This window comes from Bradyrhizobium ivorense (assembly GCF_900696085.1).
Lineage (GTDB): Bacteria > Pseudomonadota > Alphaproteobacteria > Rhizobiales > Xanthobacteraceae > Bradyrhizobium > Bradyrhizobium ivorense.
The window spans coordinates 19,340-42,678 of record NZ_CAADFC020000004.1; the positions used below are offsets into that span (position 1 = coordinate 19,340).

21 protein-coding genes are annotated in these 23,339 nt (G+C 65.8%); 19 read left to right on the plus strand and 2 right to left on the minus strand.

Translation table 11 applies throughout. From position 1 onward, the window contains the following. The first annotated feature begins 1 nt into the window (after position 1). The 19 genes from CI41S_RS00955 (at position 2) to CI41S_RS01045 (ending at position 21,751) form a co-directional block, all read left to right on the plus strand. Positions 2–859 carry a carbohydrate ABC transporter permease gene (locus CI41S_RS00955; protein ID WP_139857030.1) on the plus strand — a complete coding sequence of 286 codons (858 nt, stop codon included), beginning with the start codon at positions 2–4 and terminating at the stop codon, positions 857–859. Positions 860–863: 4 nt separating this feature from the next. Next, positions 864–1,961: an ABC transporter ATP-binding protein gene (locus CI41S_RS00960; RefSeq protein WP_139857031.1), complete on the plus strand. Its 1,098-nt coding sequence runs from the start codon at positions 864–866 to the stop codon at positions 1,959–1,961. A 12-nt stretch (positions 1,962–1,973) separates the two neighbouring features. Further along, entirely contained in the window at positions 1,974–3,089 is a 1,116-nt protein-coding gene (locus tag CI41S_RS00965) for an ABC transporter ATP-binding protein (protein WP_430649984.1), read from the plus strand. A gap of 2 nt (positions 3,090–3,091) precedes the next feature. Continuing rightward, entirely contained in the window at positions 3,092–4,666 is a 1,575-nt protein-coding gene (locus CI41S_RS00970; RefSeq protein ID WP_139857032.1) for an FGGY-family carbohydrate kinase, read from the plus strand. Continuing rightward, positions 4,659–5,699, plus strand: coding sequence for a 2-hydroxyacid dehydrogenase (locus tag CI41S_RS00975; protein ID WP_139857033.1), 1,041 nt, complete (start codon positions 4,659–4,661; stop codon positions 5,697–5,699). The genes CI41S_RS00970 and CI41S_RS00975 overlap by 8 nt, the downstream gene beginning before the upstream one ends. 18 nt (positions 5,700–5,717) lie before the next feature. Next, positions 5,718–6,446 carry a class II aldolase/adducin family protein gene (locus tag CI41S_RS00980; protein ID WP_172627870.1) on the plus strand — a complete coding sequence of 243 codons (729 nt, stop codon included), beginning with the start codon at positions 5,718–5,720 and terminating at the stop codon, positions 6,444–6,446. Beyond that, positions 6,443–7,951, plus strand: coding sequence for a glycerol-3-phosphate dehydrogenase (locus tag CI41S_RS00985; RefSeq protein ID WP_139857034.1), 1,509 nt, complete (start codon positions 6,443–6,445; stop codon positions 7,949–7,951). Before CI41S_RS00980 ends, CI41S_RS00985 begins: the two co-directional genes overlap by 4 nt. 312 nt (positions 7,952–8,263) lie before the next feature. Next, the gene (locus CI41S_RS00990; protein WP_210242619.1) at positions 8,264–9,418 is read left to right on the plus strand and encodes a transporter substrate-binding domain-containing protein; all 1,155 of its coding nucleotides are present in this window, start codon (positions 8,264–8,266) and stop codon (positions 9,416–9,418) included. Then, complete coding sequence (locus CI41S_RS00995) at positions 9,415–10,056, plus strand: ANTAR domain-containing response regulator (RefSeq protein ID WP_139857035.1); 642 nt, start codon at positions 9,415–9,417, stop codon at positions 10,054–10,056. Before CI41S_RS00990 ends, CI41S_RS00995 begins: the two co-directional genes overlap by 4 nt. A gap of 127 nt (positions 10,057–10,183) precedes the next feature. After that, the gene (locus CI41S_RS01000; RefSeq protein ID WP_139857036.1) at positions 10,184–11,434 is read left to right on the plus strand and encodes a transporter substrate-binding domain-containing protein; all 1,251 of its coding nucleotides are present in this window, start codon (positions 10,184–10,186) and stop codon (positions 11,432–11,434) included. A gap of 130 nt (positions 11,435–11,564) precedes the next feature. After that, positions 11,565–12,434 carry an urea ABC transporter permease subunit UrtB gene (gene urtB, locus CI41S_RS01005; protein WP_139482552.1) on the plus strand — a complete coding sequence of 290 codons (870 nt, stop codon included), beginning with the start codon at positions 11,565–11,567 and terminating at the stop codon, positions 12,432–12,434. 12 nt (positions 12,435–12,446) lie between these two features. Beyond that, positions 12,447–13,586 carry an urea ABC transporter permease subunit UrtC gene (urtC, locus tag CI41S_RS01010; protein ID WP_139857037.1) on the plus strand — a complete coding sequence of 380 codons (1,140 nt, stop codon included), beginning with the start codon at positions 12,447–12,449 and terminating at the stop codon, positions 13,584–13,586. Beyond that, positions 13,583–14,335 carry an urea ABC transporter ATP-binding protein UrtD gene (gene urtD / locus CI41S_RS01015; protein WP_139857038.1) on the plus strand — a complete coding sequence of 251 codons (753 nt, stop codon included), beginning with the start codon at positions 13,583–13,585 and terminating at the stop codon, positions 14,333–14,335. Before urtC ends, urtD begins: the two co-directional genes overlap by 4 nt. Then, positions 14,328–15,020 (plus strand): urea ABC transporter ATP-binding subunit UrtE, encoded by a 693-nt coding sequence (urtE, locus tag CI41S_RS01020; RefSeq protein ID WP_139482555.1) that lies wholly within the window; start codon positions 14,328–14,330, stop codon positions 15,018–15,020. The genes urtD and urtE overlap by 8 nt, the downstream gene beginning before the upstream one ends. Positions 15,021–15,053: 33 nt before the next feature. After that, complete coding sequence (locus CI41S_RS01025) at positions 15,054–16,091, plus strand: aliphatic amidase (protein WP_139857039.1); 1,038 nt, start codon at positions 15,054–15,056, stop codon at positions 16,089–16,091. Between the two features lie 91 nt (positions 16,092–16,182). Continuing rightward, positions 16,183–17,517, plus strand: a complete 1,335-nt coding sequence (locus CI41S_RS01030) for a purine-cytosine permease family protein (RefSeq protein ID WP_139857040.1) — start codon at positions 16,183–16,185, stop codon at positions 17,515–17,517. Between the two features lie 34 nt (positions 17,518–17,551). Next, a complete protein-coding gene (locus CI41S_RS01035) occupies positions 17,552–18,571 on the plus strand; it encodes an alpha/beta fold hydrolase (protein WP_139857041.1) in 1,020 nt (339 codons plus the stop codon). Positions 18,572–18,621: 50 nt separating this feature from the next. Then, positions 18,622–19,434, plus strand: a complete 813-nt coding sequence (locus tag CI41S_RS01040; protein WP_139857042.1) for a CbbQ/NirQ/NorQ/GpvN family protein — start codon at positions 18,622–18,624, stop codon at positions 19,432–19,434. A gap of 16 nt (positions 19,435–19,450) precedes the next feature. After that, positions 19,451–21,751 carry a nitric oxide reductase activation protein NorD gene (locus CI41S_RS01045; RefSeq protein WP_139857043.1) on the plus strand — a complete coding sequence of 767 codons (2,301 nt, stop codon included), beginning with the start codon at positions 19,451–19,453 and terminating at the stop codon, positions 21,749–21,751. A 20-nt stretch (positions 21,752–21,771) separates the two neighbouring features. Here the strand turns inward: CI41S_RS01045 and CI41S_RS01050 are convergent, their stop codons facing one another. Further along, a complete protein-coding gene (locus CI41S_RS01050; RefSeq protein ID WP_172626856.1) occupies positions 21,772–22,557 on the minus strand; it encodes an ABC transporter ATP-binding protein in 786 nt (261 codons plus the stop codon). Beyond that, positions 22,554–23,327 carry an ABC transporter permease gene (locus CI41S_RS01055; protein ID WP_139482562.1) on the minus strand — a complete coding sequence of 258 codons (774 nt, stop codon included), beginning with the start codon at positions 23,325–23,327 and terminating at the stop codon, positions 22,554–22,556. The genes CI41S_RS01050 and CI41S_RS01055 overlap by 4 nt, the downstream gene beginning before the upstream one ends. Positions 23,328–23,339 lie beyond the last annotated feature (12 nt).

The window sequence follows — 23,339 nt, forward strand, 5'->3', positions numbered from 1 at the left end:
GATGGAACATTCCAGCCTTGCCGGCCGCATCTTCCGGGGCGCAGCGCTCACGCTGATCCTGCTCTTCTTCATGTTTCCGATCGTCTGGATCTTCCTGATGTCGTTCCAGACCAATGAGCAGATCCTGCGGATCCCGCCGCGCATCCTGTTCGAGCCGACGCTTTCGAATTACGAGGCGCTGATCTCCGGCCAGCTGCGCACCGCGGCCGGCAATCTGCAGATCTCCTTCATGCGCAATCTGTTCAACAGCGTCGTGCTGTCGAGTGCGGCGGTGTTGCTGGCGCTGCTGCTCGGCGTGCCGGCGGCCTATGCCTTCGCCCGCTTCAAGTTCAAGCTTGGCGAAACCATCGCGTTCACGCTGCTGTCGTTCCGCTTCGCGCCGCCGCTGCTCGTGCTGCTGCCGCTGTCGCTCTACTACCAGGAGCTCGGTCTCAACGACACTTACTTCGGCATCGTCTGGGTCTATCAGTTGATCGCGCTGCCGCTGATCCTGTGGATCGTGCGCGGTTATTTCGAGGACATCAGTCCCGACATCGAGCACGCCTACCGGCTGGCCGGGCATTCCTGGCGCGAGGCCTTCACGCACATCGCGGTGCCGCTGGCCGGGCCGGGCATCGCCGCGGCGGGGCTGCTGTCGTTCATCTTCTGCTGGAACAACTTCGTGTTCGCCCTGATTCTGGCGTCGGCCGACAAGCAGCCGGTGACGGTGGGCGCGCTCGCCTTCGTCACGGCGTCCGGTATCCAGTATGGCCAGATCGCGGCGGCGATCGTGTTGTCGGTGACGCCGACCTTGCTGCTCGCGCTCTATGCGCAACGCTATCTGGTCGAGGGTCTCTCGCTCGGCGCGGTGAAGGGCTGATCCAATGGCGCGTCTCGAGATCAAATCGGTGAGCAAGACATTCGGCGCGGCGCGGCCCGCCGACGGATTGTCGCTGGCGGTCGAGCCCGGCGAGATCGTCGCCGTGTTCGGGCCGTCGGGCAGCGGCAAGACCGTGCTGCTGCGGATGATCGCGGGCATGTTCGAGCCCGACGACGGCGACATCCTGGTCGGCGGCCGTTCGGTCATCGGTGCCCCGCCGGAGCGGCGCGGCATCGGCATGGCGTTCCAGAATTTTGCCCTGTTCCCGCACATGACTGCCCGCGACAACATCGCGAGCGGCCTGCGCGCCAAGGGCGGCAGCGACGTCGCCGGCCGCGTCGCCGCGATCAGCAGGCTGCTCAAGATCGAGCACGTGCTCGGCCACGCGCCGCGCGAATTGTCGAACGGACAGAAGCAGCGCACCGCGTTGGCGCGCGCGCTGGTCGGCAATCCGGACGTGCTGCTGCTGGACGATCCGCTGCGCAATGTCGACGCCAAGCTGCGCTACGAGATGCGGCTCGAACTGCCGAACCTGCTGCGCCGCGGCGCCGCCGCCGTGCTCTATGTGACGCAGGACTATCGCGAGGCGATGGCGATCGCGGACCGCATTGCGGTGCTGATCGACGGCCGGCTCGCCCAGGTCGCGACCCCTGCGGACATCTATGCGCAGCCGGCATCGGTCGCGGTCGCGCGGCTGTTCGGCGATCCCACCATCAACCTGGCCGAGGTCACGCCGGTTGCCGAGCATGGCGCGCTCTCGGCGGTGATTGCGGGCGCCAAGATGCGGCTTGGAGCGGGCGATGGCGCGGCACCGGGTCCGTGCTGGCTCGGCGTTCGGCCGGAAGACCTCGCGATTTCGTCCGTCTCCGGCGAGGACGCCATCCCGGCGCGCATTCTCGCCATCACGCCGATGCACGAGAAGGCGGTGCTGCTGCTCCGCCTTTCCGACGGAACGGAGTGGCTGGCGGCACTGCCGCCGGATGCGCCGCTCGGCGCGGCGGACGACGCGGTGTTCGTCCGCTTCGCGCCGGAGGCCGCGATGCTGTTCGATCGCGCGACCGGCCTGCGGATCGGGCCGTCACATCGGCTCAAGGCGGCGTAGGAGCGGATGACCATGGACATGCTTGAGCTTCGAGGCATCGACAAGGTCTATCGCAGCCGCGGCAAGCCGCCGGTGCATGCGGTGCGCGCGCTCGACATGATGGTCGAGAAGGGCGAGATCGTCGCGCTGCTGGGCTCGTCCGGCTGCGGCAAGACCTCGACGCTGCGGATGATCGCGGGATTCGAGGACGTCTCGGCCGGATCGATCGCGCTGGGCGGTCGGCGCATCCACGAATTGCCGCCGGCGCGTCGCAAGGTCGCGATGGCTTTCGAGGGCTACTCGCTCTATCCGCCGCTCACGGTTCGCGAGAACATTGCGTTCGCGCTGAAATCCGCGCAGCTGCCGCGCGGCGAGGTCACGCGCCGCGTCGACGCGATCGCACGCCTGGTCGAGATCGAGGACATCCTCGACAGCTACCCGCGTGCGATCTCCGGCGGCCAGCAGCAGCGCGTGTCGCTGGCGCGGGCGCTGGTGCGCGATGCCGATCTTTATCTGCTCGATGAGCCGATGGGGCAGCTCGAGCCGCAATTGCGCGCGGTGCTGCGCGGCCGAATCAAGAGCCTGCTCGCCGAGCGCGGCATGACGGCGATCTTCGTCACCCATGACCAGACCGAGGCCAGCGCGCTGGCCGACCGCATCGCGGTGATGGAAGGCGGCGTGCTGCAGCAATTCGCCAGCGAGAAGGAGTTGAAGAGCCGACCCGCGAACCTGTTCGTCGCGAGCTTCATCGGCGAGCCGCCGATGAACCTGCTCGACGTCGAGGTGACGCGATCGGACGGCGGCTTCCGCCTGTCGGTCAGCTCCGACATGAGTTTTACGATCGGCGGCACCGGGCTCGACCGCGCGGTGGAGCAGGTGCTTAGCGCAACGCCGCAAGTGCGGATCGGGATCCGGCCGCAGAAGATCACCGTCGGGACCGGCGATGTCAGGGTCAAGGTCATCTCCAACCAGTGGCTCGGCGATCAGTCGCATATCGCCGGCGACTGCGGCGGTCGCATGCTGATCGCGGTGACGCCGGGCCGTGTCGCGGCGCGGCCGGGCGGGATCGTGCCGTTCGCGCTGGAGCCGCGTCACCTCCATATCTTCGGGCCCGACGGCGTCTGCATCCGCCATGCGGAGGTGTCCTGACCATGGCTGCCGCCCGTGACGTCATCATCGGCATCGATGCCGGCACATCGCTGATCAAGGCGGTGGCGTTCACGCTGGACGGCCGGCAGTTGGCCGACGTCTCGCTGCCGAATGCCTACACCACCTTGTCCGGCGGCCATGTCGAGCAGGATATGGCGCGGACCTGGCGCGATACCGTCGCGGTCATCCGCGGCCTCGCGAATGCTGTGCCTGAATTGTCGGCGCGCCTCGCGGCGATCGCGGTGACCGGGCAGGGCGACGGCACCTGGTTGATCGATGATGACGGCCGGCCGGTCGCGCCGGCGTTGCTGTGGCTCGATTCCCGCGCCGGTCGCCTGGTCGAGGAGGTCCGCGCCGGCGACCGCAACGCGGCGCTCTATCGCCGCACCGGCTCCGGGCTCAATGCCTGCCAGCAGGGGCCGCAGCTGGCCTGGCTGCAGGCGCACGTGCCGGACACGATCGCGCGCGCGACCACCGCCTTTCATTGCAAGGACTGGCTCTATTTCCTGCTGACCGGCGAGCGCGCCACCGACCCGTCGGAAGCGACCTTCACCAGCGGCAATTTCCGCGAGCGCAATTTCGACGCCGAGACCGCGCGGCTGATCGGTATCGCCGACCTGATGCGGTTGTTCCCGCAAGTGGTCGACGGCGCGGTGGCGACGCATCCGCTGACGGCGGCAGCGGCGCTGGAGACCGGACTGCCCGAGGGCGTGCCGGTCTGTCTCGGCTATGTCGACGTGATCTGCACCGCGCTTGGTGCCGGCCTGTACGACCCGGCACCGGACGTCGGCTGCAGCATCATCGGGTCGACCGGCATGCATATGCGGCTGGTCCGCAGCGCGGATGAGGTGACGCTCAATCCCGAGGCGACCGGCTACACGATGCCGTTCCCGGTCGCGGGCCATTACGCCCAGATGCAGTCCAACATGGCGGCGACGCTGAACATCGACTGGCTGCTCGATCTGGCGCTCGACGTGCTGGCGACCGAGGGCGTCACGCGCGCGCGAGCCGATTTGATCCGCCGGCTCGACGACCAGGTGCTGCAGGCGAGGCCGGGCGAGGTGCTGTTCCACCCGTTCATTTCCGACGCCGGCGAGCGCGGCCCGTTCGTCTCGCACGAGGCGTGCGCGCAGTTTCTCGGGCTGCGCTCGCGCCATCGCTATGGCGATCTGATGCGTGGCGTGATGGAGGGGCTCGCGTTCGCCGCGCGTGATTGCTACGCCGCGATGGGCGCGTTGCCGCGTGATGTGCGCATCACCGGCGGTGCGGCACGCAGCCGCGCGCTCGGTGCCATCCTTGGCGCAGCGCTGAATTGCGATGTCCGGCTCTGCAGCCGCGGCGAGGCGGGCGCTGCGGGAGCTGCGATGATCGCGGCGGTGGCGACCGGCGTCTATCCGGATATGACCGCATGCGCCGAGCACTGGGTCGCGCCGCATCTCAGCGCGCCGCAGCAGTCCGATGCTGCGCTGGCGGAACGCTACGAGCGCATGTTCCCGACCTATCTCGATGCAAGGCTGGCGTCGCGGCCGGTCTGGAAGCAACTCGCCGCGTTGCGTGCCGGAGGCGATCATGTCTAAGTCCATCGCCATCGTCGGCGACCGTTTCATGCTGCCGTCGGTGTTCGCCGAGCACATCACCGAGGCCTGCGGCAACGGCGTCGACATTCGAGTGCTCGAGCAACCCTGGCCGGACGAGCCGATGGAGCACGGCTACGCCGGCAGCAAGCTCGACGGCCTCAAGGAATTCATGGGACAGCCGGACGAGATCGCGGCCTTCATCGGCGATGCCGAACTGCTGGTCACCCACCTCGCGCCGATCTCGCGGTCGATGCTGGAGCGGCTGCCGAGGCTGAAATTCATCGCGGTGTCGCGCGGAGGCCCCGTCAACATCGACATGCAGGCGGCGCGCGATCATAACGTGCTGGTGGTCAACACGCCGGGCCGCAACGCCAGCGCGGTGGCGGAGTTCACCATCGGCGCCATCCTCGCCGAGACCCGCCTGATCCGCAGCGGCCACGAGGCATTGCGCGCGGGCGAGTGGCGCGGCGATCTCTATCGCGCCGACCGCACCGGCCGTGAGCTCGGTGAGATGACGGTCGGGATCGTCGGCTACGGCGCGATCGGCAGCCGCGTGGTGAAGCTGCTCAAGGCGTTCGGCTGCAAGATTCTCGTCGCCGATCCCTATGTCCAGATCAGCACCCAGGACCGCAACGACGGTGTCGAGCATGTCGCGCTCGGCGAATTGCTCGGCCGCGCCGACGTCGTCACGCTGCACGCGCGGGTCACGCCGGAGACCACCCGCTTCATCGGACGCGACGAGCTGGCGCGGATCAAGCGAGGGGCCTTCCTGATCAATACCGCGCGCGGCCCGCTGGTCGATTACGAGGCGCTGCACGATGCGCTCGTGAGCGGTCACCTCGGCGGCGCCATGCTCGATACGTTCGCGGTGGAGCCGGTGCCGCCCGACTGGCCGCTGTTGCGGCTTCCCAACGTCACGCTGACGCCGCACATCGCCGGCGCCTCCGTGCGCACCGTCACCGTCGCCGCCGAGCAGGCGGCCGAAGAGGTTCGCCGCTTCCTGGCCGGCGAGCCGCCACTCAATCCGTGCTGAAGAGGAAAGGCAGGCCGTATGACCCGAGAGGAACGACAATTGCGCGAGGCGATCATTGCCAAGTGCCGATGGATGAACGCGTCGGGTCTCAACCAGGGGACATCAGGCAACATCTCCGCCCGCTACAAGGACCGGATGCTGATCACGCCGTCTGCGACGCCCTATGACTCAATGAAGCCGGAGATGATCGCGTCGATGCCGCTGGAACGCGACTATGGCGAGTGGGACGGGCCGCTGCAGCCGTCGACCGAATGGCGCTTTCATCTCGACATCACGCGGGCCCGGCCCGATGTCGGCGCCATCGTCCACACCCATTCGACTTACGCGACTGTGCTTGCGATCGCGCGCAAGCCGATCCCGGCCTGCCACTACATGATGGCGGCGTTCGGCGGCACCGATATCCGCTGCGCCGGCTACGCGCGCTTCGGCACCAAGGAATTGTCCGACCATGCCATCGCCGCCCTCGAAGGCCGCAACGGCTGCCTGCTCGCCAATCACGGCATGATCGCGCTCGGCGCCAACCTCGACAAGGCGATGTGGCTTGCCGTCGAGCTCGAGACCATCGCACGCCAGTATTATCTCTCGCTGGCGCTCGACTCGCGCGTCATCCTGACCGACGACGAGATCGCCGAGACGGCGAAGGGGTTTTCGACCTACGGCCTGCAGACGCCGAAGCCGGCCAAGTCCCGCGCGACGGCAAAGGCGGCGCCGCGCCGCGCCGAGAAACGGCGCAGCGGCAGGCGATGACGGGTTCTGCGCCGGCCGCCGGCGGTGATCACGGGCTGGTCGATATCGCGGTCATCGGTGGCGGCATCAACGGGGCCGGCATCGCCCGCGATGCCGCCGGCCGCGGGCTGAAGGTTCTGCTGTGCGAGAAGGACGACTTTGCCGAGGGCACCTCGTCGCGCTCGGGCAAGCTTATCCATGGCGGCCTGCGCTATCTCGAGTATTACGAGTTTCGCCTGGTGCGCGAGGCGTTGATCGAGCGCGAGGTCCTGCTGGCGTCCGCGCCGCACATCATCTGGCCGATGCGCTTCGTGCTGCCGCATTCGCCGGAGCAGCGGCCGGCCTGGCTGCTCCGCACCGGGCTGCTACTCTACGACCATCTCGGCGGCCGCAAGCAACTGCCCGCAAGCCGCAGCCTCGATTTGGCGCGCGCCCCGGAAGGCGCGCCGCTGCATCCGGAATTCCGCCGTGGCTTCGAATATTCGGACTGCTGGGTCGATGATGCGAGGCTCGTGATCCTCAACCTGATCGATGCCGCACAGCGCGGCGCCAGCATCCTCCCGCGTACCCGGGCGGTGCGCGCGCGCCGCGACGGCGCCGTGTGGTTGCTCGAGTTGCAGGGTGAAGATGGCCGGACGCAGATGGTGCGGGCGCGCGCTCTGGTCAATGCCGCGGGGCCCTGGGTTCAGGATGTCGTGCAGGGCGTGGCCGGACAAAACTCCGCGCAGAGCGTACGGCTGGTCAAGGGCAGCCACATCGTAGTGCCGAAATTCTGGACCGGGCCGCAGGCCTATCTGCTGCAGAACAGCGATCGGCGCGTCATCTTCGTCAATCCCTATGAAGACGACCTCGCACTGATCGGCACCACAGACATTCCCTATGACGGACGGGCCGAGGACGTCACGATCGACGAGGACGAGACCACCTATCTGCTAGAGGTGTTGCGCCGCTATTTTCGAACGCCGCCGCAGGCGAACGAGATCATTCATGCGTTCTCGGGCGTTCGGCCGCTCTACGACGACAATGCCGATAATCCCTCTGCGGTGACCCGCGACTATGTGTTCGAGGTGCACGGCGCGCAGGACACGCCGCCGCTGCTCTCGATCTTCGGCGGCAAGATCACGACCTATCGCCGCCTGGCGGAGCAGGCGTTGCAGCGCCTCGGGCCGTGGTTTCCGGCGATGGCCTCGGCCTGGACCGCAAGGCGTCCACTGCCGGGTGGCGATGTCGGCGGCACGTTTGGTGATTTTGTCAGCGGACTGACGCGCGACTATCCCGCGCTTCCGCTCAAGCTGATCCAGCATTATGCGCGCCTCTACGGTACGCGTGCGCGCCAGCTGCTGGGGCCGCCCGGCGCCTCCGTCGATCTCGGACGTCATTTCGGCGGCGCCTTCTATGAGCGCGAGGCGATCTATCTCCGCGAGACCGAATGGGCAACGAGGCCGGCAGACTTTCTCGAGCGCCGCACCAAGCATGGCCTGCATCTGACGCCGGAGGAGCGGGCGGCGTTCGAAAACTATGTCTGAGAACAGACGGCGCCGGATGGCTGCTTGAAGAGTCATTTGCAACTCAAGCGCGCGCATTCCATGCGAGCTGTGCTCGTTTCCGCGCAATACACGCGTTAATCTAAAGACAGTCTCGGTTACTCCCGGGAAACCGCCGCAGCCATCGTCTTCCACCGCCAGCGCCTCCTCTGCCGCCGATTTCGCCATGAATGCCCATCGTTCGGTCCTTGTCTGACGGCAGGCGGCGTGCAATTCTCCGCGGCCGGCAATCCTGTCGAGAGCCAGAACAACAATAATCGCTCTCGTCCCTCCAGCTCTGTCGAGGGCTTGATCATGTCGAACCTTAACCAAACGACGTCCGCGCCATGGCGGATCGGGGTGCTGTTCTCGCGAACCGGCTTCATGTCGGTCATCGAGGAGACCCAGTATCAGGGGACGCAACTCGCGATCGAGGAGGTCAATGAAGCCGGCGGGGTCTGCGGACGTGAACTTGTTCCTGTCGCCTATGACCCGGGTTCGGATTCGTCGGCCTATGGCCATTACGCCAAGCGGCTGATGATCGAGGATCAGGTCAACACCATTTTCGGCTGCTACACCTCGTCGAGCCGCAAGGCGGTGCTGCCGGTGGTCGAACGACTGAATGGCCTGCTCTGGTATCCGACGCTCTACGAGGGCTTCGAGGCGTCGCCGAACGTGATCTACACCGGGGCCTCGCCGAACCAGAACAGTCTCGCGCTTTGCCGTTACTTGATGGATACGTTCGGGACGCGGTTCTATTTCGTCGGCTCGGATTACATCTATCCGCGCGAGTCCAACCGCGTGATGCGCGAATTGCTCAAGGCCAATGGCGGCTCGGTGGTCGGCGAGCGTTATGTCAATGTCTACGCGCGCTGGCAGGACTTTTTGCCGATCATCCAGGACATCAAGCGTGTCCGGCCCGACGTGATCTTCTCCACCGTGGTCGGGGAGGGCACCGTCTTCCTCTACCAGGCCTACGCCAATGTCGGGCTCGATCCGAAGCAGATGCCGATCGCGAGCCTGACCACGACGGAGGCCGAAATCGCGGCAATGGGATTCGACGTCGGCGAGGGGCACATCACGGCTGCCTCCTACTTCCAGGGTGTCGAGGGCAGCGCCAACCAGGCGTTCGTGCAGCGCTTCAAGAAGCGGTTCGGCGACAGCGTCTCGACCAACATGTGCGCCGAGGCCTCGTATTTTCAGCTGCGGCTGTTTGCCAAAGCGCTGGAGCAGGTCAACACGCTCGACACCGAAGTGCTGCGCTCGATGGTGTTCGGCTCGAGCTTCGAGGCGCCGCAGGGCGCGGTCACCGTCAACCCGATGTCGGGCCATACCGACTTGTGGACCCGGATCGGGCGTGCCAACCATCATGGCCAGTTCGACGTCGTCCGTCAGTCGAAGGAGCCGGTGCATGCGGATCCGTTCCTGATCGGATATGGTCGCGCAACGCAAACAGGAAGCGTCCAATGAACGAGATGTCGCGCAAGCCGTCCGCCAGCCGGGAGATGTCCGGTCGGAAGACCATGGTGCAGGAGCTTGCCGACTTGTCGGCCGTGGTGGTCGCTCCGGTGGATGATCAGATCGGCATGTTGCTGCGTGAATTGCAGCGCTTCCGGATGCGCGTCCGCCAGGTCTGGCCGATGCCGGAAAGCGTGCCGGCCGATGCCGACGTGGTGTATTGCGAATATTCGCCGGATCTCGCGCGCCGCTTGCCGTGGATTCCCGGCGATGCGCGTTCGGCGCTGGTCGTCATCCTGCCGGTGACGGAGGCCATTCACGCCGACGCGCTGTGTCATGCGACGCCGAACGCGATCCTGCCGCGGCCGTTCACGCCGAATGCGGTGCTGTCGAGCCTCGTGCTGGCGCGCAGCCAATATGGCTATGAGCGGCGGCTGCGCAGCAAGATCGAGAAGCTCGACGACAATCTGCGCTCGATGCGCACGGTGGAACGCGCCAAGGCGATCCTGATGGCGACGCGGCAGATGCCGGAAACCGAAGCCTATGGTTTCATCCGGCGGCAGGCGATGGATCGCCGCGTGTCGGCGAGCGCGGTCGCCGCGGCGATTGTTGACTCGTTCGAACTGCTTGGCTACGATCATCAACAGTAAGCCCCAATAGCGGGGCCGGCGGCGACAGCGCCGCCATCGACACAACCGGCAACAAAGCCCTCCCAATGCTCGCGTAAGCGCGCATCGGGAGGGCTTTTTGTTTTTTCAGTCCTGAAGGGAGCCAGGGATGAGCATTACGAGGCGGAGGTTACTAAGAAATACGGCGGCGTTTGGTGCGTTGGCGGGCGCGGGCTTTCCGCACATCTGGATCAAGAATGCCGATCTTGCTTACGCCGCCGGCGGCGAGATCAAGGTCGGCGTGCTGTTCTCGCTGACCGGCACCACCGCGATCATCGAGGAATCGCTCAACAAGGCGACGCTGCTGGCGATCGAGGAAATCAACGCCGCGGGCGGCATCAAAGGCAGCAAGATCGTGCCGATCGTGGAGGATCCCGCCTCCGATCCGGCCACCTTCTCCGAAAAGGCGCGCAAGCTCGTGGTCGGCGACAAATGCGTCAGCGTGTTCGGCTCCTACACTTCGGCGAGCCGCAAGGCGGTGCTGCCGGTGTTCGAGCGGCAGAACAATCTCTATTGGTATCCGACGCTCTACGAGGGCCGCGAGTGCTCGAAGAACGTGATCTACACCGGCGCGGTGCCGAACCAGCAGCAGGACGAGTTCGTGCCCTGGCTGATCAAGAAGTTCGGCAAGAAGTTCTATTTGATCGGCTCCAACTACATCTATCCGAAGGAAGAGAACAACTACTGCAAGAAGCTCCTGGAGAAGTACGGCGGAGAGGTCGTCGCCGAGGAGTACGTGCCGCTCGGCCATTCCGAATTCTCCTCGGTCATCAACAAGATGCGTTCGACGCAGCCGAACGTGATCTTCTCCACCGTGGTCGGTGACTCCGTGGTCGCGCTGCATCGGCAGTATCGCGCCGCCGGTCTCGATCCCGAGAAGATGCCGATGGCGAGCCTGACCACCTCGGAGAACGAGGTCGCGGCGATGGGCGGCGAGGCCGCCGCCGGCCACTTCACCTCGGCGCCGTATTTCATGGTTCACAAATCGCCGGAGAACCAGAAGTTCGTCGAGGCCTACAAGAAGCGCTGGGGCGCCGACAAGGTGACGCATTTCGTGTCGGAGGCCTGCTACTTCCAGACCTATCTGTTCAAGCAGGCGGTCGAGAAGCTCGCGACCAGCGACCTCACGCCGCCGAACATCCGCGACGCCGTGAAGGGACAGGAGACCATCGCGCCGCAAGGCAAGGTCCGGCTCGAGCCCGAGAATCTGCACACCTGGCTGTGGCCGAAGATCGCGCAAGCCAAGTCGAACGGCCAGTTCGAAATCCTCGTCGAGGCCAAGGAGTGGCTGAAGCCGGTACCGTACGCGGCCTATCCCGGGCAGTCCTGCACCGAGAAGGGCCTGGTCGAGAAGAGCTGACGACGGGGGCAACTACGGCCGTCGGCGTGCGGCGCCGGCGGCCGGCATCTGGCGACACTGACTGCCTTGCTCCTTGCTGCACCTGCAAGGGCGAGCACGGCGAGACTCACTCTGAAGAACGGATTCCGGCGTGGATCAATTCATCGAACAGATCATCACCGGCCTCAGCATCGGATCGATCCTGCTGCTGGTGGCGCTGGGGCTCTCGATCATCTACGGCTCGATGGGCATCATCAATCTCGCCCATGGCGAGTTCGTGATGCTCGGCGCTTACGCGGCCTGGGTGTTTCACACCTATCTCGGGCTCGGCCTGCTCGCGAGCCTGGTGCCGATCTTTCTCGTGGTGGCGGCGTTCGGCTGGGTGATCGAACGCTTCGTCCTCAGCCTGCTCAACAACCGGCCGCTCGACACGATCCTCGCGACTTGGGGCGTCGGCATCATGCTGCAACAGGCGGTGCGACTGATGGTCGGCAGCGAGCTGCGCTACGTGCAACTGCCGCCGGCGCTGTCCGGCAGCATGGAGGTGTTCGGCCTGTCGGTGTCGTCGTATCGGGTGTTCCTGTTCCTGGTGTCGATCGCGCTGTTCGGCGCGACCTGGCTGCTGATGAACCGCACCACCGTCGGCATGAAGCTGCGCGCTATCATCCAGGATCGCTCGGTCGCGGCCTCGTTCGGCGTCAACGCCAAGCGGGTCTATGCGCTGACCTTTGCGTATGGCGCCGGGCTCGCAGGTCTCGCCGGCGCGCTGGTGTCGCCGCTCAAGAGCGTGTCGCCGGACATGGGCACCGGCTATGTGGTCGACGCCTTCATGGTGGTCGTGCTCGGCGGCGTGCAGAGCCTCGCCGGCACGGTGGCGAGTGCCTTCATCCTCGGCGAGCTCTCCGGCGGCATCGCCTTCCTGCAGAACGACACGGTGGCCAAGGCGCTGGTGCTGCTCGCCATCATCGTGCTGATCCGCTTCCGCCCCGAGGGGCTCTTTACCGCGCGCGTGCGTGCCTGAGATCGCCAGTCAATGTCATTGAACGTGTCCACCTCCAACGGATTGCAGCGTCTCACGGCGCAGCTCGCACCGCTGCTCATCGTCTGCGTGCTGGTGTTTTTGCTGCCGGTGCTGCTCAATAATGATTTCCTGCTCAACAAGGTCGCGCGCTATCTGGTGCTCGGCATCCTCACCATCTCGCTCGGCCTGTCCTGGGGATTCGGCGGCATCCTCAACCTCGGCCAGGCCATGAGCTTCGGGCTCGGCTCCTACGCGATGGCGATGGCGCTGAAGCTCAAGACCATCCCGGTGCATACCGGCGCGAGCGGCCTGCCGGACTTCATGGTCTGGAACAACGTGCAGGCGCTGCCCTGGTTCTGGGTGCCGTTCCGCTCGCTGAGCTTTGCGATCGCCGCGGGCATGATCGTGCCGGCGCTGGTTGCGGCGGCGCTCGGCTGGTTCATGTTCCGCGGCCGCGTCACCGGCGTCTATGTCTCGATCATCACGCTCGCTACGATGGTGGTGATCAATCTCGTGATCATCGACCAGCAGAGCTACACCGGCGGCTTCAACGGCATCACCGATCTCGCCCAGCTCGAAATCCTCGGCGTCGCCTTCGATGCCTATGGCCGCGCCACCTATTACCTGGTGGCCGGATGTGTCGCGCTCAGCCTGCTGGTCGCCTTTGCTTTCACCAGGAGCCGGGCCGGCCTGATCGTGCAGGCGATCCGCGATCACGAGAGCCGGGTGCGCTATTTCGGCTACGACGTCGCGCTGTACCAGATCTTCGTGTTCGCGCTGTCGGCGGCGATCGCCGGGCTCGCCGGCATGCTCTACACGGTGGTGATGGAGTTCGCCTCGCCGACCTTCCTCGGCGTGCAGCTGTCGCTGTCGGTCGTGGTGTGGTGCGCGGTCGGGGGACGGCAGAGCCTGGTCGGCGCGTTCCTCGGCGCCGTGCTGGTGGCGGGCATGCAGGGCGCGCTGTCGGAGTCCGCGGCGTTCCTGGAAACCTGGACGCTGGTGATGGGCGCGCTGTTCGTGCTCGTGGTGCTGTTCCTCCCGAAGGGACTCGCCGGTCTCGCGCAGGTGGTCTGGCGCTGGATCGTGCAGCGCAGGCACGCTGCCGGCGGGGGCGTTGCGCAAGGCGTCGGCCAGACGGAGGGCAGCACATGACCGCCCACCTCGATCTGCAGGACATCTCGGTCAGCTTCAACGGCTTCAAGGCGCTCAACGGCCTCAAGATGAGCGTGCGCAAGGGCGAGCTGCGCTGCCTGATCGGCCCCAACGGCGCCGGCAAGACCACGGCGCTCGACATCATCTGCGGCAAGGTCAAGCCGAGCGCCGGCACGGTCACGTTTGCCGGCACGGCGCTGCAGGATCTCGAGGAATACGAGATCGCGCGCACCGGCGTCGGCCGCAAGTTCCAGGTGCCGAGCGTGTTTCGCGAGCTCACCGTCAACGAGAATCTCGAAGTGGCGCGGGCGCGGCGCACCAGCGTGATCGGCAATCTGCGCTGGGACGTCAGAAATTCCGGGCGCGAACATATCGAACGGCTCGCCGAGCTGGTCGGACTCACCGAGCAGCTCGACCGTCCCGCCGCCTATCTCTCGCACGGCCAGACCCAGTGGCTGGAGATCGGAATGCTGGTCGCCCAGGACGCCGAGCTGATCCTGATGGACGAGCCCACAGCCGGCATGACCGCGCAGGAAACCCGCAAGACCGCCGAGCTGTTCGCGCGGCTGAAGGGCAAGCACACGCTGATCGTGGTCGAGCACGACATGGGCTTCGTCAAGGCGATCGGCGACATCATCTCGGTGATGCATATGGGCCAGATGCTGGCCGAAGGCACCGCGGCCGAAGTCGAGGCGCATCCCGAGGTGCGCCGCGCCTATCTCGGGTCGGGAGGCATCAGCCATGCTTGAGCTCACCGACATCGACGCCTTCTATGGCAACAGCCGCGCCCTGCAGGGCATCAATCTGATGGTCGGCGGCGGCGAATTCCTCGCGGTGCTCGGCCGCAACGGCGTCGGCAAGACCACGTTGATGCGCAGCATTCTCGGCCTGATGGACCGGGTCACCGGCCGGCTGTCGCTCGACGGCGCCGACATCTCGGCCTTGCGCACCTACCAGCGCGCCAAGGCGGGCATCGCCTATGTGCCGCAGGGCCGCGGTATCCTGCCGCGCTTCACGGTGCGTGAGAATCTCACGCTCGGCACCTTCGCCGCGCGCCAGGCCAACGGCATCGAGGATTGGGTGCTGGAGCTGTTTCCGGTGCTCAAGGAGTTTCTCAACCGCTACGGCGGCAACCTGTCCGGCGGCCAGCAGCAGCAGCTTGCGATCGCGCGGGCGCTGCTCGCCCAGCCCAAGGTCATCCTGCTGGACGAGCCGACCGAAGGCATCCAGCCGAACATCGTCGAGCAGATCGAGGACGTGATCGTGAAACTCAATCGCGAGCACAAGATCACCGTGATCCTCGTCGAGCAGAATGTCGCCTTCGCGCGGCGTGCGTCGCACCGCTTCGCGCTGCTGGAGAAGGGGCGCGTCGTCGCCAAGGGCGAAATCGGTGAGCTCACCGATGATCTGATCCAGCTGCACATGGCGGTGTAGCCGGCTTTATCGTTCACGAAAGGGAGACGAAACATGTTGCATGGAGACATATCGAGCAGCAAGGACACGGTCGGCGTTGCCGTGGTCAATTACAAGATGCCGCGTCTGCACACCAAGGCCGAGGTGCTGGATAATGCGCGCAACATCGCCAAGATGATCGAGGGCATGAAGCTCGGCCTGCCGGGCATGGACCTCGTGATTTTCCCGGAATATTCGACCCACGGCATCATGTACGACTCCAAGGAGATGTACGAGACGGCGTCGTCGGTGCCGGGCGAGGAGACGCGGATCTTCGCGGACGCCTGCCGCAAGGCGCGGGTCTGGGGCGTGTTCTCGCTGACCGGCGAGCGCCACGAGGAGCACCCCAACAAGGCGCCGTACAACACGCTGATCCTGATGAACGACAAGGGCGAGATCGTGCAGAAGTATCGCAAGATCATGCCCTGGGTGCCGATCGAAGGCTGGTATCCCGGCGATTGCACCTATGTCTCGGACGGGCCGAAGGGGCTGAAGATCAGCCTGATCATCTGCGACGACGGCAACTATCCGGAGATCTGGCGCGACTGCGCGATGCGCGGCGCCGAGCTGATCATTCGCTGCCAGGGCTACATGTACCCGGCCAAGGAGCAGCAGATCCAGATCTCGAAGTCGATGGCCTGGGCCAACAACTGCTATGTCGCGGTCGCCAACGCCTCCGGCTTCGACGGCGTCTATTCCTACTTCGGCCATTCGGCGCTGATCGGCTTCGACGGCCGCACCCTCGGCGAATGCGGCACCGAGGAGAACGGCATCCAGTATGCGCAGATGTCGGTGTCGCTGATCCGCGATGCCCGCCGCACCATGCAGTCGCAGAACCATCTCTTCAAGCTGATGCACCGCGGCTATACCGGCCTGATCAACTCCGGCGACGGCGATCGCGGCCACGCGGTCTGTCCTTACACGTTCTACAAGAACTGGATCACCGATCCCGAAGGAACGCGGGAAATGGTCGAGGCCATGACGCGTCCGACCGTCGGGACGGATGAATGCCCGATCGAGGGCATCCCGAACCAGAAGGTCGCCCATCGCTAGGCGACATCGACGATCGGCGCCGGCGCGACGTTTCGCGCCGGCGTGGTTCGATGCGGCGGACACTTCCTCGCGGAGGAAACAGGGGGATTTCATGAGCGGTCAATCGAATAGCGGGCTGGTTCACCAGGCCGAGGGACAGATCGACGATCTTCTCGGCCATGAATTCGAGCACGAGCCGGTGCCGATGAGCGCCCGGCGCAGCGCCTTCTCGGTGACGATGGTGTGGCTGGGCTTTCCGATGATCATCACCGGCGCGATGACCGGATCGATCCTGGTGCTCGGCATGGGATTCAAGAATGCGCTGGTTGCGATGATCGTCGGCAATTTGATCATGTTCGCCTATGTCGGCGCGCTCGGCCTGATCGGCACGCGGCGCGGCATGAACTTCGCACTGATCGCGAGCATCGTGTTCGGAAAAAAGGGCTATGTGCTGGCGTCGGGCCTGCTGTCGACGCTGTTGCTCGGCTGGTATGCGGTGCAGACCGGCATCACGGGCGCGTTGATCTCCTCGACCTACGGCCTCAACTATGTGGCGATGACCATCGTCGCCGGCGTGCTCTATATCGGGATCACCTTCGTCGGGGTGAAGGGATTGCACTATATCGGGCTGGCGTCGGTGCCGCTGTTCGTCCTGCTCGGCGTCTGGGTCGCTGCTGATGCGGCGTCCACCACGACGGCCGCGGCGATCTTCGGCTATGCCGGCAATAATGGCGTCGCCAGCATGTCGATGGGGGTCGGTCTCACGGTGGTGCTGGCGCTGTTCATCGACGCCGGCACGGTGACCGCGGACTTCAACCGCTGGGCGCGGGGCGCGCGGGCCTCGCTGTTCGCTACGTTCAACGCGTTTCCGTTTGCCAATCTGGTGGCGATGCTGGTTGGCGGCGTGATGACGGCGGCGCTCGCCGTGCCGAACGCCAACCCGTTCGGCGTCGACAACATGTTCGGTTACATGAACGGCAAGCAGCTCACATGGCTCAGTATTCTGGCGTTCATCTTCCTCTATGCCAATCTCGGCTCGGTCTGCTCGCACTGTCTGTACAATGCGGCCACCGGCTGGTCGCGCATCCTCGGAACCAACATGCGGCTGATGGCGGTGGTGCTCGGCGCGATCGGCATCGTGGTCGCCGCGGGGAACGTCTGGGCGTTCTTCATCCAGTGGCTGTCGCTGCTCGGCATCCTCGTGCCGCCGATCGGTGCCATCATACTGGTCGATCAATATGTGTTGCGGGCCGAGGCGCGCGCGGAGGCGGACTGGCGGGCGAAGCCGTTCATCGCCTGGGGCATCGGGTCGCTGTGCGCCTTTGCCGTTGAAAACCTGATGCCGGGCTTGTCCACCGCGATCTCCGCGGCCGTGGTCGCCGGCATCGTGTACGGGGCGATCGCACGCGTGGAGTCCGCCACGGAGAAGGTAGCCCGTCCCGCATAAGCGACGATCTCGATCAGACAAGAAGGGTGCACCAATGAGTGTCGACTATCAGATCCACGAGCTCGGCAACGTCGTCTTGCAGCGCGGCGCGACCATCCGCGACTGCAAGCTCGCCTACAAGACCTTCGGGCAGCTCAATGCGGCCAAGGACAACGTGATCGTCTATCCGACCTGGTATTCCGGCCAGCACTACGACAATGAGTGGCTGATCGGCGCGGGCATGGCGCTCGATCCCGCAAAATACTTCATCATCATCCCCAACATGTTCGGCAACGGCCTGTCGTCGTCGCCGAGCAACACGCCGGAGCCCTATAACGGGCCGCGCTTTCCGCAGGTGACGGCCTACGACAATGTGCGCGCCCAGCATCGGCTGCTGACCGAGAAGTTCGCCATCAAGCAGATTCGCCTGGTGGTCGGATGGTCGATGGGGGCCTTGCAGACCTTCCACTGGGGCGCGCTCTATCCTGACATGATGGACCTGCTGGCGCCGTTCTGCGGCTCGGCCAAATGCTCGCGGCACAACTTTGTGTTCCTCGAAGGTGTCAAGGCGGCGCTGACCGCGGACGCCGCATGGAAAGAGGGCTGGTACACCGACAAGCCGGCCCGCGGTCTGCGCGCCGCCGCGCGCGTCTATGCCGGCTGGGGCTTTTCGCAGGCCTTCTATCGCGAGCAGCTCGACATCAAGACGCTCGGCTTTTCGTCGCTGGAGGATTTTCTGGTGGCGTTCTGGGAAGGCTTCTTCCTGCCGAAGGATCCGAACAACCTGCTCACCATGCTGTGGACCTGGCAGAACGGCGATATCAGCGACAACGAGATCTACAAGCGCGATTTCAAGGCCGCGCTCGGCGCCATCAAGGCCAAGACATATGTCATGCCGGGACAGACCGATCTGTATTTCCCACCGGAGGACAGCGAGTTCGAGGTCGCGAACATGCCGAACGCCAAGTTGGTGCCGGTGCCGTCGATCTGGGGGCATTTCGCCGGCGGTCCCGGCACCAATCCGGTCGACGTCGCCTTCATCGATTCCAGGCTCAAGGAGCTGCTCGCATCGTGATGTCGACCGATTGCGAATGGCCGGCTGCGCGATCACGGGAGGCGTGAGCTTTGACCAATCCCGCACTTCTGCTCGATCAGTATCGCATCCTGGACGAGCCATACTATCGGCCACTCAGGGACGAGGTCGAACTGTTCGGCGCCGCCTATGCCAGCCGCATGCCGGTGATGCTGAAGGGGCCGACCGGCTGCGGCAAGACCCGGTTCATCGAATACATGGCGTGGCGGCTCGGCCGCCCGCTCATCACGGTGGCGTGCCACGAGGACATGACGGCGGCCGATCTGGTCGGACGCTGGCTGCTCGACGCTGAGGGTACGGTGTGGAGCGACGGGCCGCTCACGACGGCGGTGCGGCTCGGCGCGATCTGCTATCTGGACGAGATCGTCGAGGCGCGCCAGGACACCACCGTCGTGATCCATCCGCTGACCGACGACCGTCGCGTCCTGCCACTGGAAAAGCGCGGCGAGCTGATCCACGCCCATTCCGACTTCCAGCTCGTGATCTCCTACAATCCCGGCTACCAGAGCGCGATCAAGGACCTCAAGGAATCCACCAAGCAGCGTTTTGCGGCGCTCGACTTCGATTATCCCGACCGCTCGGCGGAAGTGGAGGTGGTCTCGCGCGAGGCCGGCATCGAACCCGAGATCGCCGATCTCTTGGTGAAGATCGCCTCGCACAGCCGCAATTTGAAGGGCCAGGGCCTCGACGAGGGCGCGTCGACCCGCATGCTGGTCAATGCCGGCCGGCTGATCGGATACGGCATCAGCCTCGACAAGGCCTGCGAGACCACGATCGTAGTTCCCCTGACCGATGATGCGGACACCAGGAACACGTTGCGCGACGTGATCTCGGCCTGCGCCTAATACGGAGGTAGGGCGGGTGGCGGTCGCGCATGTCAGCTCACTGGAAAACTTCCGTTCCAGCCGCCGGCTGGCGGAGCTGCTGCGCGGACACGATGATATCGGCTCGGCCGCGCAGACGACGCGCGCGGCCCTGGAGCGCCGCCCCGAGTTCGCCAGCCGGATCGCGATCTGGGACGTCGCCGTGCGCGGGCTGTTCGAAGCCAATCTCGGCGAGGCCGTGGTCCTGAGCTTTCTGCGGTTGTCGGAGCACTGGCCGGCGCAGCGTTCGGCCCACGATCTGCTCGCCATCGGACGCGCCGTCACCGACATCGGCCGCAGCGCCGGAAGCCGCATCGCCCATGCGGCGCTGACCGAATTGTCAAAGGTGCTGCCTCGGCTCGCGGGCGCAAATGAGGTGACGACCGTCCTCGCCGCACTTTGCCAGCTCGCAGATATGGGGCCGGAATCCGTGGGTCTTGCGATCAACCGGCTCGAGCAGCTGTTGGGGCACGCCGGCGCTGAAGGCTTTTCAGCCTGGGTGTCGGCCGGTTTGCGGGCGAGCGGCGGCCGCGCGGCGCAGCGACGGGCCTATTTCGGGCTCGACGACGCGCTCTCGGCACGCCTGTTGGCGTTGGGCCGCACCGGTGATGATTTTGCGCGGCTGGAGAAGCGCCTCGCGGCAACGATGGTCGCGCTGTGGAACAGGAAGCCGCGCTTCCGCAAGCTTGCGATTGCGCCGACGTCGGTGCCGCGCCGGACCTCGCTCGCGGTCGGCCTGATCGGCTTGCCCGAGACGTTTCCCGGCTTCGAGGGCGCGCGGGCGGATGCAATCTACCTCGCGGCGGTTGCGCACGCCGGCGCGCATCTCGTGCATTCGACCGTCCGCTTTCCAGTCGGCCGGCTGAAGGCGCTGCAGCTCGCGCTGGTGTCGCTGATCGAGGACGCCAGGGTCGAGACGCTGGCGCTGCGCGAGATGCCCGGCCTGCGCTGGCTGTGGCTGCCATTTCACACCGCGGTGCCGTCCGGCCAGGCGACCGCGGCGGGGCTGATGACGCGGCTGGCGCGGGCACTGATCGATCCCGACTATCAGGATGGCGACGCCTGGGTGGCCAAGGGACGGACGCTGTTTGCGGCCGCCTCCGAGCGCTGGACCGATCCCGCGATCAGCCGCGAGATCGGCGGCCTGCTCGGCAACGACATCGGGCAGATGCGGCTGCAGTTCAACGCCAAGAGCTATGTCGTCGAGCCCGCCTACCGCGACGACAATCTCGCGCTGTGGGATTTCGGCGACGCGCCGGACGCGCCGGACGCGCCGACGGAGACGATCGAGCTCGCGGTCGATTCGGTGCGGATCGAGCGGCGCGAGGAGGCGGGCGGTCGCTCGACGGATGAGACCGCGAGGCCGGACGAGACACTGCGCGCGCGGGCCAGCGTAACGACATTGCTGGACGGGATACCGGTCGCGACCTATCCGGAATGGGACTATGCCGCGAACACCGAGCGGATAGACTGGACTACCATTCTGGAGGCCGATGCCGTGGCATCGGCAAAGCCGCTCGAGCTGCCGGCCGAGAGCGAGGCGCTGCGCAGCATCACGCGGCTGACCCGCGATGCGTCGATTGGCCGTCGCCTCCGTCAAAAGGGCCAGCGTGAGGGTGATGCGCTCGATATCGATGCTGCGGTCGCGCGCACGATCGAGCGGCGTGCCGGTCATGTCAGCGAGCCCAGGGTCTACCAGCGCGATGCGCCGGGGCCGCGCGACCTCGCGTTTCTGCTGCTGCTGGATCTGTCGCACTCGACCGCCGATCGCGACCGCGCGGGGCGAACCGTGCTCGATGTCGAGCGCAAGGCGGCGGCGATCATGGCGGCGGCGGTCGAGACCGCCAGGGACGCGATCGCCGTGCACGGCTTCAATTCCGACGGCCGCGAGCGCGTGCGCTATCTGCGCATCAAGGGCTTTGACGAGCCGATGGACGCCGTGGTGCGCTCGCGGCTTGCCGGGCTCGGCAGCAGCCATTCGACGCGGCTCGGCGCCGCGTTGCGCCACGCCGGCAGCTATCTCGTGCAGCGCCGTGCGTTCCGCAAGGTGCTGCTGGTGCTGACCGACGGCGAGCCGTCGGATATCGACGTGCCGGACCCGCAATATCTCACCGAGGACGCGCGGCGCGCCGCCCAGCAGCTGCGGCGCCGTGGCATGGACATCTTCGCGTTCGGCATCGGCGGCGGCCACTATCCGCAGCTCGGCCGCATCTTCGGCGAACGCTACGCGCTTCGCGTGCCGCGCATCGACGTGCTGCCGCAGCGGGTGATGCAACTCTACACGGAACTGAAGAAATAGGCCGCCCGCTGCGCGCTCGGTTACGCCTGCTCGGCGACCTTCAGCGCCTCGGTGCGAATTTCCTCGACCAGCCGCTCCTTCAGCTGCACGAATTCGGGCGTCGTCTTGATCTTGTAGGAGCGCGGATGCGGGAGATCGACGACGATCTCGGCCTTGATCCGGCCGGGACGGGCGCTCATCACGATCACCCGGCTGCCGAGGAAGATCGCCTCCTCGATGTCGTGGGTGACGAACAGCACGGTCTTCTGGTCGCGCTCCCAGATGCCGAGCAGCATCTCCTGCATCAGCGCCCGGGTCTGGTTATCGAGCGCGCCGAAGGGCTCGTCGAGCAGCAGGATCTTTGGATCATTGGCCAACGCGCGCGCAATCGCCGTGCGCTGCTGCATGCCGCCCGACAGCTGCTTGGGCCAGTGATTTTCGAAGCCCGATAGTCCGACCTGGCGAATGAGGGCGTCGGCGATGTTGTTGCGCTCGGCTTGCGCAACGCCGCGCTCACGCAGGCCGAAGGCGATGTTCTCCCGCACGGTGAGCCAGGGAAACAGCGTATAGGACTGAAACACCATGCCGCGATCGGCGCCGGGACCCTTCACCTCGCGCCCGTCGAGCGTGACGCGGCCGCTGGTCGGCCGGTCGAGCCCGGCGACGATGCGGAGCAGGGTGGATTTTCCGCAGCCGGAGGGGCCGAGAATGGTGACGAAGTCGTTGTCGCCGACATCGAGGGTCGTCGGCTCCAGTGCCCTGGTCGGCGCGTGGCCGGCGCGGGCCGGGAAGGTGCGCGATACCTGGTCGATCCTGAGCGCGGTCATGCGAGCTTCCACGGAAACAGCCAGGCGTTGAACGCCTTGAACAGGAAATCCGAGATCAGCCCGATCAGCCCGATCACGATGATGCCGAAGATGATCTGGCCGGTGTTGAGCAGCGCCTGGCTGTCGGTGATCATGTGCCCGATGCCCGACGACGAGCCGATCAGCTCGGCGACGATCACATAGGTCCAGGCCCAGCCGAGCACCAGGCGGAGGATCTCGGCAATCTCCGGGGCTGCGGAGGGCAGCAGCACGCGGCGGATGATGCCGCGGTCGCTGGCGCCGAGCGTGTAGGCCGCCTCGACCAGATCGCGCCTTGTGGCGCCGACGGTCACCGCGATCATCAGGATGATCTGGAACACCGCGCCGATGAAGATCACCAGCAGCTTCTGCATCTCGCCGATGCCCGCCCACAGGATCAGCAGCGGGATGAAGGCGGATGCCGGCAGATAGCGGGCAAAGGACACGAACGGTTCGAGAAACGCCTCGATCGGCTTGTAGGCGCCCATCAGCACGCCGAGAGGCACCGCGATCACGGCGGCCAGCGCAAAGCCGCCGACGACGCGCCAGATCGTCATCCCGATGTCGTACAGAAAGCCGTGCTTGGCGAGCAGGTCATAGCCTTCCTGCACCATGGTCAGGGGATTGGCGAGGAAGGTCTTCGAGACATGGCCGCCGAACGTCGCCCACGACCAGAGGGCGACGAACAGCACGAAGAACGCGAAGCCATAGGCTGCGCGCTGCTTCGATGTCACGGGATCAAGCGGACGCATCACAATATCTGT